Raw genomic sequence first — 16,355 nt, 5'->3', positions numbered from 1 at the left:
TTTAAGTCTGTACAATGGAAATTGGTGATGAAATGGAATATAACGTGAAAATTGAAGCGTTCGAAGGTCCGATGGATCTTCTACTGCATCTGATCAATTCACTTGAAATTGATATCTATGATATCCCCATGGCACAGATTACCGAGCAATACATGATCTATGTGCACGCCATGAAGGATCTGAAGCTCGACGTTGCGAGTGAATATCTTGTGATGGCGGCGACGCTCCTTGCGATCAAGAGCAAGATGCTCCTGCCGAAATACGATGAAGATTCCCTCGATGAAGAAATCGAATTCGAGGAAGAGGATCCGAGGGACGAACTGGTGGAAAGACTGATTGAATACCGCAAATTCAAAGAAGCTGCCACAGAACTACGGAGCAGGGAAGAAGAGCGGGGACAGGTCTTTACGAAGCCGCCAAGCGACCTATCTGAATACATAGAGGATTCAAACCTGAAAGACAGCATCGGCCAGGTCACAGTCTATGATATGCTCGGTGCATTCAATAAATTATTGCGACGCAAAAAGCTCCAGAAGCCTGTGTCAACGAGAATTACCAGGCAGGAGATTTCCATAGAAAAACGAATGGATGAAATTTTAGTGAGCCTGCAAAGTTTGAGGAAGCGAACTACCTTCACCAGCCTTTTCCCCTCCAATCAAAAAGATCATCTGGTTGTCACATTCCTGGCCGTCCTTGAATTGATGAAACGTCAAAAAATCATCGTCGACCAGGAAGAGAATTTCACGGAAATTTTTGTGGAAGCAAGTGAGGAGGTAGGACTAGTTGGACAAACGTAATTGGAAAGCCATCCTCGAAAGCCTGCTTTTCGCAGCCGGAGACGAAGGTCTTTCCCTGAAACAGGTCTGTTCGGTTTTGGAGATACCAGAAGACGAAGCATTGAACAGAATGAATGAACTGAAAGAATGGTACGACGACCGCGGGATCGCAGTCGTTGAAATTGCGGGTGCCTATCAGCTCGCTACTAAAAAAGAACATGCTGAATACCTTAAAAAGCTGGTGGAATCACCAAATGTGAGCCTCCTTTCCCAGGCGGCACTTGAAACCTTGGCTATCATCGCGTACAAGCAGCCCATCACACGTGCTGAGATCGAACAGATCCGGGGGGTCAAGACGGAACGTCCAGTACAAACCCTCACATCGAAAGGGCTGGTAAAAGAAGTGGGGCGCGCCGAGGGAACAGGCAGGGCCTACCTGTTCGGTACGACCAAAGAATTCCTCGATTATTTCGGGTTGAAGAGCATAGAGGAGCTTCCACCCCTGCCCGATCATGTACAAGAAGAATTTGCAGATGAGGAAGCAGATCTGTTTTTTGAAAAATTCCAGGAAACGCTGGATAACAATGAATGATTCTGAAACACCGTCCTGAAGTGGGCGGTGTTTTTTTATGGCAAGCGCAAGGGAGTATTCAATCATATTACCCGTTGTCCCGCATAAACTTGTACAAATAGTCATGACAAGGAGTAGATGCAGGTGAAGGGGAATAATCGGAAAGTCTACATATACAGCCTCCTGATCGTTGTCCTCTTGTTCTCATTGGTTTCAGGAAAGGTACAGGCTGCTCCATCTGTGAGCTCGCAGAGGGCGATCCTGATGGATCAGGAAACAGGCAGGGTCCTGTATGAAAAAGATGCAGATGAGAAAAGCAGGATTGCGAGTATCACCAAGATCATGACAGCGATCCTGGCCGTGGAATCTGGGAAGCTTGACCGCGATGTAACGGTGCCGGATGATGCCGTCAGAACAGAAGGATCCTCGCTGTACCTGAAAGCGGGGGAAAAAATCAAATTGGAAGACCTCGTGTACGGGCTGATGCTGAGATCGGGGAATGATGCGGCCGTTACCATTGCAGATTACGTAGGCGGCAGTCTCGATGGCTTCGTTTATATGATGAATGAAAAAGCCCGTGAAATTGGTATGGAAAACACCCATTTTGCGAATCCACATGGGTTGGATGATCATGAGGACCACTATTCCACCGCAAGGGATATGGCCATCCTGACCAGGTACGCCATGAAAAATGAGCGCTATGCCGAGATTGCCGGGACCAAGCTCCATACAGCGCCCAATCCCGAAGAGAAATGGGACAGGAAGTGGAAGAACAAGAACAGGCTTTTGACGGAGCTTTATAAATACAGCACGGGAGGAAAAACAGGCTTCACCAAGAGGGCGAAACGGACGCTTGTCTCCACAGCCTCTAAAGATGGGGAGAACTTGATCGCCGTTACATTGAACGGGCCGGATGATTGGAATGATCATATCTCCATGTTCGAGTATGGATTCAAGCAGTATGACTATAAAATCGTCATAGCGAAAGGGAAAATCGAAAACATCGATGACCCTATTTATCAAGGGCATGTCCGTGTGGACAGAGATGCGGTCCTGACTCTTCAAAAGAACGAAGTGGACGGTGTCAGGGTGGAGTACAGGATGATGAAGCCTGAGAAGAAATGGGCCGATGGTAAGGGGGCGCCTGATGTTGTCGGCAATGCCCTCGTCTATCTGGATGATGAACAAGTGGACTCTCTCCCGGTCTATTTTGAATCAGGATCAAAACCCGAGAAGAAAAGCTGGTGGAAGCTATGGGCCGGCTCCATCCAATCGGTCTTTGGTGTGAACGGAAATGGTTAACATCATCTGGGTGGCGCTCACGATCATCGGTCTCGTTTTTGCTGTGATCAATGGGAGGATGGCCGAAGTGAACGAAGCCATCTTTCAATCGGCCAATGAAGCGGTCACCCTCTGTATCGGCCTCATCAGCGTCCTCGTTTTTTGGCTCGGGATGATGAGGATTGCCCAGGAGGCGGGGCTCCTCGATAAGCTTGCGGGACTCTGCAGGCCGTTTGTGAAGAGGCTGTTCCCGGAAGTGCCGGCAGACCATCCGGCCATGGGGTATATCTTAAGCAATATGATGGCGAATATGTTCGGTCTTGGGAATGCGGCTACTCCTCTTGGGATCAAAGCGATGGAACAGCTGAAGCGGCTGAACGGTGGAAGGGACTCGGCGAGCAGGTCGATGATCACGTTTCTGGCCATCAATACGTCAAGCATCACCCTCATTCCGACGACGGTCATTGCCATCAGGATGAAATATGATTCAGCCTCGCCGACGGAAATCGTGGGTCCTACCCTGGTGGCAACCATCCTGTCGGCAATCGGCGCAATCCTCATTGACCGGTACTTCCACTACAGGAGAACGAAACGGGGGGTGAAGTGATGCAGTGGATTTCGTTGGTTTCACTCTGGATGATCCCCCTATTGATCGGCTTCATTCTTCTGTACGGCACGTGGAAGAAGGTCCCTACCTATGAATCCTTCGTGGAAGGGGGGAAGGAAGGGATCAAAATTGCCGTGTCGATCATCCCTTTCCTGATTGGAATGCTTGTAGCCATCACGATTTTCAGGGAATCAGGCGCTTTGGAATTCTTTGTCGATCTTATCCGGCCTGGTCTCCTGGCTATCGGAATCCCGCCGGAAATCGTCCCCCTCGCTATCATCAGGCCGATCTCCGGGACGGCTGCTCTAGGAATGATGAGCGATATGGTGGCGGCTTATGGACCGGATTCCTTCATAGGGAGGCTTGCATCTGTACTTCAGGGAAGTACGGATACGACACTGTACGTCTTGACCGTTTACTTCGGTGCTGTAGGGATACGAAGGATGGGGGATGCAATGAAGGTCGGTCTTCTCGCCGATGTGGTCGGAATCGCAGCCGCCATCTTCGTCGTAACACTGATGTTCTAATTTGGCCTCCAATTCTAAAAAGGTATAAAAGGAAAGCGGAACCCCGTTTTCTTTTTATACCTTTCTATTTTCCATGGTTTATGCCATAATTCATGAAGGAATAGAAAAATGAGGTGAAAGACCGTGGAACGTTTACAAAAAGTTATTGCACACAGCGGTGTCGCATCAAGGCGCAAAGCTGAGCAGCTGATCATAGAAGGAAAAGTCAAAGTGAATGGGAAAGTCGTTAGAGAATTGGGAACCAAGGTAGCGGCTTCCGACCGGGTGGATGTCTCCGGAGTCCAGATCGAACGGGAAAACAAGGTGTACTATATGCTATACAAACCGCGGAGCGTGATTTCTGCCGTGACCGATGATAAGAATCGTGAAGTCGTGACGGATTTCTTCCCGGAAATCGACGAGAGGATCTATCCGATCGGTCGCCTAGACTATGAAACGTCTGGCTTGTTGCTTCTTACGAATGACGGAGAGTTCGCCAATCTCCTCATGCACCCGAGCAATGAAATCGAAAAGACGTACGTTGCCAGGGTGAAGGGCATACCATCCAAATTCAAGTTGAAGGAACTTGAAAAGGGTGTGAAGCTCGAGGATGGCAGAACCGCTCCGGCGAAAGTGAAAATGCTGAGCATGGACAAGAAGCAAGGGAAGTCCATCATCGAAATCACGATCCATGAAGGTCGGAATCGTCAGGTTCGCCGCATGTTCGAGCATATCGGATACCCGGTGCAGAAGCTGAAGCGCGAGCGCTATGGCTCACTCACCCTCCAGGGTCTGACAGCTGGTGAAGGAAGAGAGCTGACCCCGCACGAAGTCAAGCAGCTCCGCACGCTGGCAGAATCAGCCGCCAACAAATAAAAGTGTCACGAATCATTCATATAATCTGAAAGACCGTCATGAAGAAAAATGGTATAATTGGAAAGGAATTTTACCATCTATGGGGAAGGCCCCTGCTTCTAGAAACGGTTGAACCAGACACTGGCAGGGGTTGATCAATCGATCATCCCCTTTCCTTCTATCATTTTTGAAGTGATGGGGAGGTATACATAAGGACTTCGATAGGAAGTCATTTTATTTCACTTATTTTGATAGCGATTTCAGAGCAAGGAGGGTTACGATGAACAAGAAAAAGCGCAGACTGATAATACGGTCGGCCATCTTGCTGATACTGGTGTCAGCCGTCGGCTACACGCTGTATGCCAACTTCACCAAGGAAGATCGTGGTAAGCTTCAGGTGGGTGATCAGGCCCCTGATTTTGTCCTTAAAGACATGGAAGGCAACACCCATCAGCTTTCCGACTACAAAGGGCAGGGGGTATTCCTGAATTTTTGGGGAACATGGTGTAAACCCTGTGAACGTGAGATGCCCTATATGAACAATCAATATAAAAAATATGAGGATAAAGGCGTTCAGATCCTTGCGGTGAATGTAGGGCAGTCGGACTTCCTGATCAACAGCTTCTCTTCTAAGCACGGCCTCGAATTTCCGATTGTCGTCGATAAGGAAGAAGAAGTGCAGAATGCCTACGGAATCGATCCGCTTCCGACGACCATGCTGATCAACCCAGATGGGAAGATCGAAAAGATCATCACGGGGACGATGTCAGAAGAAGATATTATCGAAGATCTTGAGAGTATCAAGCCATAACGCCAACCTGACAGAAGGGGTTTTAACATGAAAGAGATCAAGTGCGTATGCGGTCACGTCAATCCCAATGGGACGGTCCTGTGTGAATCGTGTGGACGGGCCCTTACAGAAGAAGCAAAAAATGAAAAGCTGCATGATATGCGCTATGAGGGAAGCGCCAGGCGTTCTCAAACCTACAGTAAATCCATCATAGATAAGATCTGGAATTTCTTTTCATCCGTCAAGGTGGGCGTGTGGCTCATCGTCCTCACGCTTATTGCATCGGCTTTGGGCACGGTGCTGCCCCAGGAAGAATACATACCCGGAGGAAGGCCGCCGGAAGAATTCTATGGGGATGTATACGGGTTCTTAGGAGACCTGTACTATACCCTTGGATTCCATGATCTCTATAGTTCATGGTGGTATCTTCTCCTTGTCGCTTCCATCGGAGTATCCCTCGTCATCTGCAGCCTGGACAGGGTGATCCCCCTCCACAGGGCCCTCAAGAATCAAAGGGTCGACCGGCATGAAGGGTTCCTGAAGAGACAGAGATTTTATGGGAAGACTGAGGCTTCTAGTCTTGAGCCGACAGCGATGGATGATGTAAAGAAGAGATTATCAGATAAGAAGTATAAGATAAGAGAAAAAGATGGAAGTATCCTGGCGGAAAAAAATCGATTCTCGCGCTGGGGTCCATATGTCAACCATATTGGGCTGATCATCTTTCTCATAGGTGGCATGCTCCGATTCGTCCCGGGTATGTACTTGAATGAAACCATCTGGATCCGTGAAGGAGAAACCCGGGCGGTACCCGGAACGGATAACGAATATTTCATCAAAAATGAAAACTTCATCATGGAAACCTATGATAAAGAGAAAGACAAAGAAGTGTTCAGTGAAGCCATCGAGAAGAATGGAGATGTCGCAAAGAATTTCCAAACCGATGTTGTCCTCTATAAGGAATCAGGAGAACGCCTTCCGGGACAGGAAGTAGAACGGACCGAAGAGAAAAAAGAATCCATCCGGGTGAATCACCCCTTGAAATTCGGCAACTACGCGGTTTATCAGACTAGCTATAAGCTTGATGAGCTGACAAGCATGAGCTTCACTCTGGATAAAAAAGACACGGGTGATCAGCACGGGGCGTTCACCGTCAATCTGATGGATCCGGAGGAAGAGTATGATCTTGATGATGGCTATAAAGTGAAGCTCAAAGGCTATTATCCTGATTTTTCAGGATTCGATAAAAAAGGCGAGCCTCAAACTGCCTCTCCGCTACCAAATAACCCGGCATTCCTGTTCGAGTTGTTCTCACCTGAAAAGCCTGATGGGGAGGTTGCCTTCATCGGAATCCAGAAAAACCTGGAACCACTCGGGGAAAATGAGTATAAGCTATCGTTCGCAGGGATTGATTCACGGGATATCTCAGCCCTGACGTTCTCAAAGGACCTCACGCTTTGGATCCTGGCAGTCGGGGGAGCTATCTTCATGATCGGAGTCATCCAGGGGGCGTATTGGCATCACCGGAGAATCTGGCTTAGAAAGTCCGAGGACGGCATCATCGTTGCGGGGCATACGAATAAAAACTGGCATGGCCTCAAGCACGAAATCAGCCACATCCTGGATGGAACAGGAATAAAGGAACCGGAAGATCAACAAGAATCGAAAGAAGCAAGGGGGAAAAAGGATGTCGACAACAATGGCAGAATGGAGCAGTAACCTGCTCTACATCTCCTTTATCACGTATCTGGTGGCGACGTTCTTCTTTGGTGGAAGTATCCGCCAAAAGAACACGACGGAAACAAATCAGCGCAAATGGGGTACGATCGGTATCACATTGACGATCATCGGGTTCGTTGCGCAAATCGGCTATTTCTTCCTGAGATGGGGGGCTGCGGGTCATGCCCCGGTGAGCAATCTCTTTGAATTCACCACATTCTTCGGAATGATGCTTGTGGGTGCGTTCATCATCATTTACTTTATGTATAAATCTACCGTTCTTGGAATCATCGCGCTGCCGTTTGCGCAGCTCGTCATTGCCTATGCAAGCATGTTCCCGACGGAAATTTCACCGCTGATCCCAGCCCTTCAAAGTGACTGGCTGAAGATCCATGTCACGACCGTATCGGCCGGTGAAGCGATCCTTTCCATCAGCTTTGTCGCAGGGTTGATCTACCTTCTGAAATCAGTGGATCATTCTAAAGGAAGCAGACAATCATTCTGGCTCGAAACGGTCATGTTCTCACTGGTTGTCGTACTTGGTTTCGTCGTGGTGTCAGTCGTATTCAAAGGGATGGACTACCAGGCAGACTTCAACTATATCAACCAGGAAGAGAAGGAAGCAGTAGCGCAATATACATTGCCTGCACTCGTAGGACCGAATGAAGGTGAGCTGCAGACAAAAGGGGTCATGAAGCCCCTGGTTGAAATGCCTGCCCTCATCAATGCGAAGAAACTTAATACGGTGATCTGGTCAATCCTATCCGGAGCGGTCCTTTATCTTCTCCTCAGGTTGATCTTGCGTAAGCGCATCGCTGCGAAAATGCAGCCAATGGTGAAAAATGTGAACCTGAATCTCATGGATGAAATCGGCTATCGGTCCGTCCTCATCGGATTTCCGGTCTTCACACTAGGCGGCTTGATCTTCGCCATGATCTGGGCACAGATTGCCTGGAACCGTTACTGGGGATGGGATCCGAAGGAAGTGTGGGCGCTGGTCACCTTCCTATTCTATGCGGCCTTTCTTCATTTACGATTATCCAAAGGTTGGCACGGGGAGAAATCGGCATGGTTGGCCGTCGTAGGGGTCGCCATCATCCTCTTCAACCTGGTGGCCGTCAACTTGATCATTGCAGGCTTACACTCATATGCCTGATTGCAAAGAGTCAAAAAGCTGACATGGATGCCCCTGTCAGCTTTTTGATACAATGAAACAGCGGACAGCAGGAAGCGTACATAGATGAACAACTGAAATGATTTCCTGAACAAATCAACCGAGCTTTTCGGTTTAAAAGTACCACTATTTCCGATTAAAATGGAGATAACTATGCTAAAGGGGGAAAACCCATGGAAGAAAACATCCGGATTCTGGTTGTGGACGATGAAGACCGCATCAGAAGACTATTGAAAATGTATCTGGAAAGAGAAAATTATGAAATCGAAGAAGCGGAAGACGGGGAGCGCGCCCTTGAAATGGCTCTTGAACGCGAATATGATTGCATCCTTCTAGACTTGATGATGCCCGGGATGGACGGGATCGAAGTGTGTAAGAATCTTCGCGAGACGAAGACAACGCCTGTCATCATGCTGACGGCAAAAGGAGAAGAAGTGAACCGCGTCCAAGGCTTCGAAGTGGGAACCGATGATTACATCGTGAAACCATTCTCACCAAGGGAAGTTGTTCTGAGGGTGAAAGCCCTTCTCAGAAGGTCTTCCAAGACCAGCTTCATCCAGACCGATGCAAAAGCGAAGGATCTCATCGTCTATAAGCATCTGACCATTGATAACGATGCTCACCGGGTGAGTGCCGATGGAATCGATGTGAACCTGACACCGAAGGAATATGAACTCCTTTACTTCCTAGCAAAGGCCCCTGATAAGGTGTTCGATCGTGAGCATCTCCTTAAAGAAGTCTGGCACTACGAATTCTTCGGAGATCTTCGGACAGTGGATACCCATGTCAAACGCCTTCGTGAAAAATTGAACAAAGTATCGGAAGACGCTGCCCGTATGATCGTCACCGTTTGGGGCGTCGGATATAAGTTCGAGGTTACAAATGAATGAGACTGTGGCGTAGTGTAGTCGGGAAGCTTTGGGTCACCATCCTTCTCCTCGTTTCCTTCGTTCTTTTCATCCTGACGATCCTGCTTCTTGAGTTCTTCCAGAACTACCATGTGGATGTGGTAGAAAACGAGCTCACGATCACTGCCGACAAAGTAGCCAAGGTGATTGAAAATCATGAAGACCTGGATCTGGGCCTCGAGCTTGGCAGTGAAATCATCGATGATCCCGTCAATATCCTCATTACGGTCGATGATAACCAAGAACTATTTTCCCAGGATTCCACCGGGGTCGAGAAGGATATTCACCGATTCATCAAGAATGACCCGGAACTGAAGGAAGTGAAAGTCCGTGATAAGACCATCAAGAGGGAATATGAAGTTCCATCAGAATCCTCTGCCAACCGGCATGAGAATATCATCATCGTCGGTAGCCATCTGAGCGTAAATGGTCAGGAAGGGGCCGTCTATCTTTATCAGTCCCTTGATGTGATAAAGGATACGACGAAACAGACAACGAAGCTTATCGTCCTTGCCATGGGGATCGCGATCATCCTCACCACCATCTTTGCTTTCTTCCTCTCCACCAGGATCACATCTCCATTGAGGAAGATGAGGGAAGCAGCATTCGAAGTGGCGAAAGGGAAGTTCGATACGAAAGTACCGATCCTGACAAAGGATGAAATCGGTGAACTCGCAACGGGATTCAACCAGATGGGAAGACAGCTGAAGTTCCACATCAATGCCCTGAATCAGGAAAAAGAACAGCTGTCGAGCATTCTGAGTTCCATGGCCGACGGAGTCATCACCTTCAATCGGGACGGTACGATCCTCATTACGAACCCGCCTGCAGACCGGTTCCTCCAGCAATGGTACTACGAGCACGGAAGCAACGAAGGCGAATCGATTCCGGCCATCGTCAAAGAACTGTTGCAGAGCGTCGTGGTGACCGCCATGGAACAAACTGACGAGATCACACTTCAAGGCCGGAGCTACGTGGTGATCGTCAGCCCGCTGTATAACAACAATACGATCCGCGGCGCGGTCGCCGTCGTACGGGATATGACGGAAGAACGTCGACTGGACAAGCTTCGGAAAGATTTTATTGCGAACGTGTCCCATGAACTCCGTACCCCGATCTCAATGCTTCAGGGGTACAGTGAAGCGATTGTGGATGATATCGCGGAAACAGAAGAAGAGAAAAAAGAAATCGCCCGCATCATCTATGATGAGTCGCTCCGAATGGGAAGATTGGTCAATGACCTCCTCGACCTTGCGAGGATGGAGGCGGGACACATCACCCTTCACGAACAATCGGTCACTATCATGCCGTTCACAGAGCGGGTGGCCAATAAGTTTGCGGGCGTTGCCAAAGAGAAGAAGATTTCCATCCAGTTCGAGAGTGAGGTCGAGAGGGAACGTGAATTGTCCATCGACCCCGATAAAATCGAACAAGTGCTGACCAATTTGATCGATAACGCCATACGGCATACTCCTGGGGGAGGAGAAGTGACCGTCTCCCTCAATCGGAATACCCAAGGCTACCTCTTCTTTGTACAAGACACAGGATCCGGGATCCCGGAGGAGGATCTGCCATTCGTCTTTGAACGATTCTATAAAGCGGATAAAGCAAGGACAAGAGGGAAGGCGGGAACTGGACTCGGCCTTGCGATCGCACGGAATATCGTGGAAGCCCATGGTGGCCATATCCAGGTGCAAAGCAAACTCGATCAAGGGACAACGTTCACCTTCTTTCTTCCTTATTAGTCATTTCTCGCATGCACATTGCAGGATCATCCCGATTTTTCTTGTTACACGGGGAACAATCATGGAATTTGCGCTTTTCACCCTTACGGCAACCGTTACGTGCCGTAAGGGTTCTTTTTTGTGCACTGGACAGGAATTGAAATATAGGTCTTTCCAAACGTCCCAGAAACTACTATATTTGATAATGTGTAACCTTTTGTATGGAAAAAACGACTAATGGAATGACGGGGAGGGAAAGAAGTGCACTCCGTTTTTGAGGACATGTATAAAAAGTACCATCAGGATGTATTTCAATTTCTTCTCTATATGGTGCAGAACAGACAATTGGCTGAAGACCTTGTACAGGAAGTGTATATCCGCGTACTCAAGTCACATCAGCATTTTGAGGGGAAGAGCTCTGAACGAACCTGGCTATTCTCGATAGCGAAGAACGTTGCAATTGATCACTTCAGGAAGCAGAAGAATTGGAAAAATCGCTTTCTGGACAAATTTGACTGGAGTCGGAGCGAATTGTCCGATGAGAACCTCCTGCCTGAAGAAATCGCCCTGGCCAATGAGGAGGTGCGCGAACTATATGACTGCCTTAAGTGTTGTTCAACGGATCATCGAATGGTCATCATCATGCGCTATCTCCAGGAGCTATCCATTGTGGAAACAGCAGAGATATTGAACTGGTCGGAAAGTAAAGTGAAAACAACCCAGCATCGCGCCGTCAAATGGCTGCGGATTGAAATGAACAAACGGTTGCGGAAGGAGGGGGACGATAGTGAAGCAATCTGATTGGAATGACCGGGACATAGAAAAACTGGTCAAAAAGCTTCCAAAGATCAAAGATGAGCGAAAACCTGAGTCCATATATGCTTCTATCAGCCAACAAGGTGAAAAACAGCGACACTTGAAAGGGAAGAAAATCATACCCGGACTGGTTGCCGTTGCCGCCATTTTGATTTTCACCCTGCTGAGCCCCGCTCTTCTACAGCAGTCACCGCTAGAAGAAAGCCGCTCAGATCAGGGAGCTTCAATGATGGATGAAAGCAGGGACCTTCAAGCAGATAAGGCTGTGGCTGATAGAGAGAAACGACTCTCCCTATATGAAAGCATGGTGGGGGATGCTGAAGTCTATACGTTCGGCCTTATTTCACCTGAAGGAGTCCCTGTCCCTGTGAGCGTGACCAAGCACCTGTCGGATGAAGATGAGTGGCTGGATAGATATACGGAACTCGCTAAGCTCATTCCAGAAGAAGACCTTAGTATGGAAGAATTCGTTCCCTTGGAAGGGACCGTTTCAAAAGGGTATGGAGATGATATCAATTTCACCCTGAATGGGGATCAGGCGTATACGGGCAATAGCGCAATGGAATATGCTTTCTACTACTCTTTGTTTTACTCCTTCCAGGGAAGGGGCTTTGACCAACTTCATCTCAAGGATAAGGATGGGAATTATCCGCAATTCAGCGGATACGGGGTCCTAAAGAAAATCGAGCTGCCGAAGAATGCAAAACAAGCTTTCTTTGTGTACTCTCCTAACGGGCTTGACCATTTTCTTGTGCCGGATAACCTGGAATATGAAGATTTGGATAGTGCAGTTACAGCCATGAATGAAGCCGAATCGGAATTTTATGAAAGTGCCATACCCGAAGGGCTGAATGTTCGCGTAGTCGAGAAGGGCACTTACCCGACCATCAGTTTCATGAATGAAGTACACCTGGAGAATATGGATGAAACAGAAGCCCTGGAGCTAATCGAATCACTCCTCCTCACTGCGCGAAGCTTCGGCTACAAACAGGTGATGTTTGAAAACATCAGCGAAAAAGAATGGGATGGTTTTGCATTCGATGCACCAATCGAAACACCCATCGCACCAAATCGAATCACCCTACAGGAATAAGTGAAGAGCGGGATCTCCCGCTCTTCATTTTTTCGCCTGATGATATGATATGACGTACAGGGGAAATGAGACAATCGCGGTCGAAACCGCTGTTGGCTGCACAATCCATGGCTATTCACTCTGCATTCAAATCGATATGTATCCAAAACACAGGAACCACCTCTTCGTTTGAAAATCCATCAACTCTACATATTCAGCAGAAATGATTTCACCCAACCAATGAGAATTTAGAGCAACCATTTACAAAATCATAGAGTCTATTAGAGCGGAAGGGGCTTGACTCCTTAAGGAGAAAGGTTTCAATAATCCACTGGAGCCCGCATTGAAGGAAAGGGACAAGAATTGGTCGCTCTTCCTCCACTCTAATCACAATGCATCCCACAGGATTCTCCTCTTCATGTTGGATGCCATCATATCCTCATTTCCACATATTCAGCAGAAATGATTTCTCCACCCATAAAGTATTAAAAGCAACCATATAAAAATCACATAGTGTATTGGAGCGGAAGGGACTTGACTCCCGCGGGAAAAGAGGAAAGGTCGAGATCCCGCAGGCGCAGCCGAGGAAGCTCGACTTCCTCCCCGCAGGAAAGCAAGTCCCTGCAGCGGAAAGGAACTGACCCTTCTTCGCTTTTCTTCATGTCCAGCTCCGGCGGGTTGCGGTTCGAGGTCATAAGTCAAAGTCCCCAAAAAGGGCCAAGAACGCCTTTCCGGTGCCTTCGCCTTATGCTTGTCGGGGCAGAACGACCCGCCTCCGCTTTTCTTAATGTCCAGCTCCGGCGGGTTGAGGCTCGAGGTCATAAGGCGAAGAAGCCAAAAAGGCCAAGAACGCCTTTCCGGCTTCTTCGTCTTATGCTTGTCGCCTCAGAACGAGCCGCCTCCGCTTTTCTTCATGTCCAGCTCCGGCGGGTTGAGGCTCGAGGTCATAAGGCGAAGAAGCCAAAAAGGCCAAGAACGCCTTTCCGGCTTCTTCGTCTTATGCTTGTCGCCTCAGAACGACCCGCCTCCGCTTTTCTTGGTATATTTCTTTTGTATAATGGCAGACTGATGGGTAGGGTTTTTTTTGGAATAGTGTAGTGGGAAGGGGCATATAGTGAGAGGTGTTATTCAATTTTGGGTGAGCATTTATTAGGAGGAACGGTATGATTGCTGATTATGGTCGGAGACTGTTGATTGTGATTGTGTTGGCGCTGTGTGTAGGCATGATTTTCATGACAGGGAGAGTCGCAAAAGCAGAAAGTGATTCCACTGCTGAATGGAGGTTTCCGGTTGATGGCACCATTACAGATGTGTTTGGTTCCAGATCCGGGACCCATAAAGGAATGGACATCGGGGGCGAGGAAGGCAGCCCCGTTCATTCGGTGGCAGACGGGGTCGTAACAAGGTCGTACTTATCAGATAGCTATGGTCATGTGGTATTCGTTCGTCATGACAATGGATATGAGACGGTATATGCTCATCTCATTTCAAGAGGGGTAAAAGAAGGGCAGGAAGTACATAGGGGTGAGCAGGTCGGGAAGCTCGGGAATACCGGGATATCCACCGGTCCCCATCTTCATTTTGAGATCCACGCAGGAGAATGGACGTTTGAGAAGGAGAATGCCATCGATCCTTTTGTCGTATTTGGACAAGGCGGGGTCGGACAAGTGGTGTTCGCTGAAAAGAAAGATCCGTATCAGATCGTTGCGGCGTCACAGGTTGCAGGTGATTCGTATCGAGTCAAGAAAGGCGATACACTATGGTCCATTTCCCATGAACATGGTCTGAGCGTGGATGACCTTAAGAAATGGAACGGTCTGAAGGATGCCACGATCGCTGTAGGTCAGGAATTGAGCTTAAGGATGGATTCCTATCAAGTAGAACAGGGGGACACACTCTATTCTATTGCCGTCGCTCATGGAATAGAACTGGACAAGCTTCTGGCGGCCAATGATCTACGCAGGGATTCGCCGATCTATCCATCGCAAACGTTAAGGATCCACTGATTGTTTCGAATTCAAAGCATTTCTCTTCACATAATGGCACTTCTTATGTATAATGAGTAAGAATAAAATAATATGATTCATCTTCGGGGCAGGGTGCAATTCCCTACCGGCGGTGATGAAGCATTTTTGCTTCTAAGCCCGCGAGCCTTTTTGAGGCAGGATTTGGTGAGACTCCAAAGCCGACAGTATAGTCTGGATGGGAGAAGATGAAGGTTACTGCCAATGCGTTCAGAAAAGGGAAGTCTGAATGTCTATTCGAGCATGCCTTTAACTCTCCTGGATATCTTTTATCTGGGAGTTTTTTATTGGGGCTCGGGCATGACCATCTTCGATTGAGATGAATCTCCAAAAGGAGAGAGTGCTATGAAAAAAATGACGACACGCACATTCGTCACAGTTGGTATGCTGAGTGCCATTTCGTATGTATTGATGCTTTTAAACTTCCCTATCCCGCCTTTTCCGGCGTTTCTGCAGATCGACTTCAGTGATGTACCGGCCTTGATGGCAACGGTCGCTCTGGGACCAGGCGCAGGAATCCTGGTGGAACTGTTCAAGAATGTGATTGATTATGTATTGACCGGTTCTGAAACAGGTGTACCGGTAGGTCATGTGGCAAACTTTGCTGCTGGGATCCTCCTGATCTTGCCCGTTCACCTTATCTATTCACGTTTCCAAACGAAAAAAGGCCTTCTTACCGGGCTTGTAACCGGTACGCTGGTCATGAGCATCGGCATGGGGATCATGAACTATTTCATCTTCCTTCCAGCCTATAAATACTTCATGAATTTCGAACTGCCGGCAGAAATCATCGTGACCGGTATCGTTCCATTTAATATCCTTAAGGGAATCCTGGTAGCGGCTGTGTTCACACTGCTGTTCATCAGGATCCAAAAGTGGCTGTCGAAGCAATTCGGAAATCGACGCATGGCCTAATTGAAAATGAGCTTCCCCTGGAGGCTCATTTCTATTCAAACAACATAAAAAAGACGGCGAACAATCGCCGTCTTTTTTACATCCTATTCGAATTTCAACGCATCGCCGTCGAATGGTTCGTCAGCTACCTTGATGGAATCGGTAGGGCAACCTTCGAATGCATCGACCATATCGTCTTCAAGGACGTCAGGAACTTCAACAGTCCCCTGGTTATCGTCCAGTGTGACGAATGCAATACCTTCATCATCATAATCATAAATATCTGGTGCTGCTGCACCGCAAGCTCCACAAGCGATACATGTATCTTTGTCCACGATCGTATACTTTGGCAAAGAAAAAACCTCCCGAAGATAATTCTATATAATGCATCATTATACACGTTGTTTAATGGTGAAAATCAATTACTAATCATCATTTTATAGAGGAATGGGTAACTTTTCAATAGTTAGGTACTCTTTTTCATATTTTTATCCGTTTCCGTCAAAACAAAACCTCGGTTGAGGGTGTTTTCGTGGTACAATATTTGACAATAACCTACACGTTAAGGAGTCATCGCATTGACATATCTTCACTATTTGATTTTGGACTCCCTGAAAAGACTAGGGGAAGAACGGTCT

The 16,355-nt window shown here is 47.9% G+C and carries 16 protein-coding genes and 1 riboswitch; of the genes, 15 read left to right on the top strand and 1 reads right to left on the bottom strand.

Translation table 11 applies throughout. The features are described 5' to 3' along the window. The first annotated feature begins 32 nt into the window (after positions 1–32). The 15 genes from ABJ225_RS06295 to ABJ225_RS06225 all read left to right on the top strand — a co-directional run bounded on the left by ABJ225_RS06295 (position 33) and on the right by ABJ225_RS06225 (position 15,738). The gene (locus tag ABJ225_RS06295; RefSeq protein WP_053426690.1) at positions 33–797 is read left to right on the top strand and encodes a segregation/condensation protein A; all 765 of its coding nucleotides are present in this window, start codon (positions 33–35) and stop codon (positions 795–797) included. Then, positions 784–1,368 (top strand): SMC-Scp complex subunit ScpB, encoded by a 585-nt coding sequence (gene scpB / locus ABJ225_RS06290; RefSeq protein ID WP_056535605.1) that lies wholly within the window; start codon positions 784–786, stop codon positions 1,366–1,368. Before ABJ225_RS06295 ends, scpB begins: the two co-directional genes overlap by 14 nt. A 123-nt stretch (positions 1,369–1,491) precedes the next feature. Continuing rightward, positions 1,492–2,649, top strand: coding sequence for a D-alanyl-D-alanine carboxypeptidase family protein (locus ABJ225_RS06285; RefSeq protein ID WP_373921191.1), 1,158 nt, complete (start codon positions 1,492–1,494; stop codon positions 2,647–2,649). Further along, positions 2,642–3,235 carry a nucleoside recognition domain-containing protein gene (locus tag ABJ225_RS06280; protein ID WP_056535609.1) on the top strand — a complete coding sequence of 198 codons (594 nt, stop codon included), beginning with the start codon at positions 2,642–2,644 and terminating at the stop codon, positions 3,233–3,235. The genes ABJ225_RS06285 and ABJ225_RS06280 overlap by 8 nt, the downstream gene beginning before the upstream one ends. After that, complete coding sequence (locus tag ABJ225_RS06275) at positions 3,235–3,762, top strand: spore maturation protein (RefSeq protein ID WP_056535611.1); 528 nt, start codon at positions 3,235–3,237, stop codon at positions 3,760–3,762. The genes ABJ225_RS06280 and ABJ225_RS06275 overlap by 1 nt, the downstream gene beginning before the upstream one ends. Before the next feature lie 123 nt (positions 3,763–3,885). Beyond that, a complete protein-coding gene (locus ABJ225_RS06270; protein ID WP_218246122.1) occupies positions 3,886–4,617 on the top strand; it encodes a pseudouridine synthase in 732 nt (243 codons plus the stop codon). Between the two features lie 259 nt (positions 4,618–4,876). Then, positions 4,877–5,407 (top strand): thiol-disulfide oxidoreductase ResA, encoded by a 531-nt coding sequence (gene resA / locus ABJ225_RS06265; RefSeq protein WP_056535617.1) that lies wholly within the window; start codon positions 4,877–4,879, stop codon positions 5,405–5,407. A gap of 27 nt (positions 5,408–5,434) precedes the next feature. Beyond that, complete coding sequence (resB, locus tag ABJ225_RS06260; protein WP_159640047.1) at positions 5,435–7,105, top strand: cytochrome c biogenesis protein ResB; 1,671 nt, start codon at positions 5,435–5,437, stop codon at positions 7,103–7,105. Further along, entirely contained in the window at positions 7,086–8,261 is a 1,176-nt protein-coding gene (gene ccsB / locus ABJ225_RS06255; RefSeq protein WP_053427756.1) for a c-type cytochrome biogenesis protein CcsB, read from the top strand. Before resB ends, ccsB begins: the two co-directional genes overlap by 20 nt. A gap of 191 nt (positions 8,262–8,452) precedes the next feature. Beyond that, the gene (locus ABJ225_RS06250) at positions 8,453–9,169 is read left to right on the top strand and encodes a response regulator (protein WP_048005922.1); all 717 of its coding nucleotides are present in this window, start codon (positions 8,453–8,455) and stop codon (positions 9,167–9,169) included. Further along, positions 9,166–10,932 (top strand): ATP-binding protein, encoded by a 1,767-nt coding sequence (locus tag ABJ225_RS06245; RefSeq protein WP_056535624.1) that lies wholly within the window; start codon positions 9,166–9,168, stop codon positions 10,930–10,932. The genes ABJ225_RS06250 and ABJ225_RS06245 overlap by 4 nt, the downstream gene beginning before the upstream one ends. Positions 10,933–11,172: 240 nt before the next feature. Further along, positions 11,173–11,712: an RNA polymerase sigma factor SigX gene (sigX, locus tag ABJ225_RS06240; protein WP_347319012.1), complete on the top strand. Its 540-nt coding sequence runs from the start codon at positions 11,173–11,175 to the stop codon at positions 11,710–11,712. Beyond that, positions 11,699–12,820 carry a hypothetical protein gene (locus ABJ225_RS06235; RefSeq protein WP_347319010.1) on the top strand — a complete coding sequence of 374 codons (1,122 nt, stop codon included), beginning with the start codon at positions 11,699–11,701 and terminating at the stop codon, positions 12,818–12,820. The genes sigX and ABJ225_RS06235 overlap by 14 nt, the downstream gene beginning before the upstream one ends. Before the next feature lie 1,142 nt (positions 12,821–13,962). Then, entirely contained in the window at positions 13,963–14,805 is an 843-nt protein-coding gene (locus ABJ225_RS06230) for a peptidoglycan DD-metalloendopeptidase family protein (protein WP_347319008.1), read from the top strand. A 75-nt stretch (positions 14,806–14,880) separates the two neighbouring features. Then, positions 14,881–15,017, top strand: a riboswitch (FMN riboswitch). A 151-nt stretch (positions 15,018–15,168) separates the two neighbouring features. Further along, positions 15,169–15,738, top strand: a complete 570-nt coding sequence (locus ABJ225_RS06225; protein ID WP_079516321.1) for an ECF transporter S component — start codon at positions 15,169–15,171, stop codon at positions 15,736–15,738. Between the two features lie 83 nt (positions 15,739–15,821). On the opposite strand, the gene ABJ225_RS06220 is transcribed toward ABJ225_RS06225, so the two are convergent. Continuing rightward, positions 15,822–16,070, bottom strand: a complete 249-nt coding sequence (locus ABJ225_RS06220) for a ferredoxin (RefSeq protein ID WP_048005917.1) — start codon at positions 16,068–16,070, stop codon at positions 15,822–15,824. Positions 16,071–16,355: the final 285 nt, after the last annotated feature.

Origin of the sequence: Rossellomorea sp. RS05 (assembly GCF_039822645.1) — a bacterium.
GTDB classification, from domain to species: domain Bacteria; phylum Bacillota; class Bacilli; order Bacillales; family Bacillaceae_B; genus Rossellomorea; species Rossellomorea marisflavi_B.
Note: the sequence above shows the minus strand (reverse complement) of the source record. Positions and strands in the feature narration are given on the sequence as shown.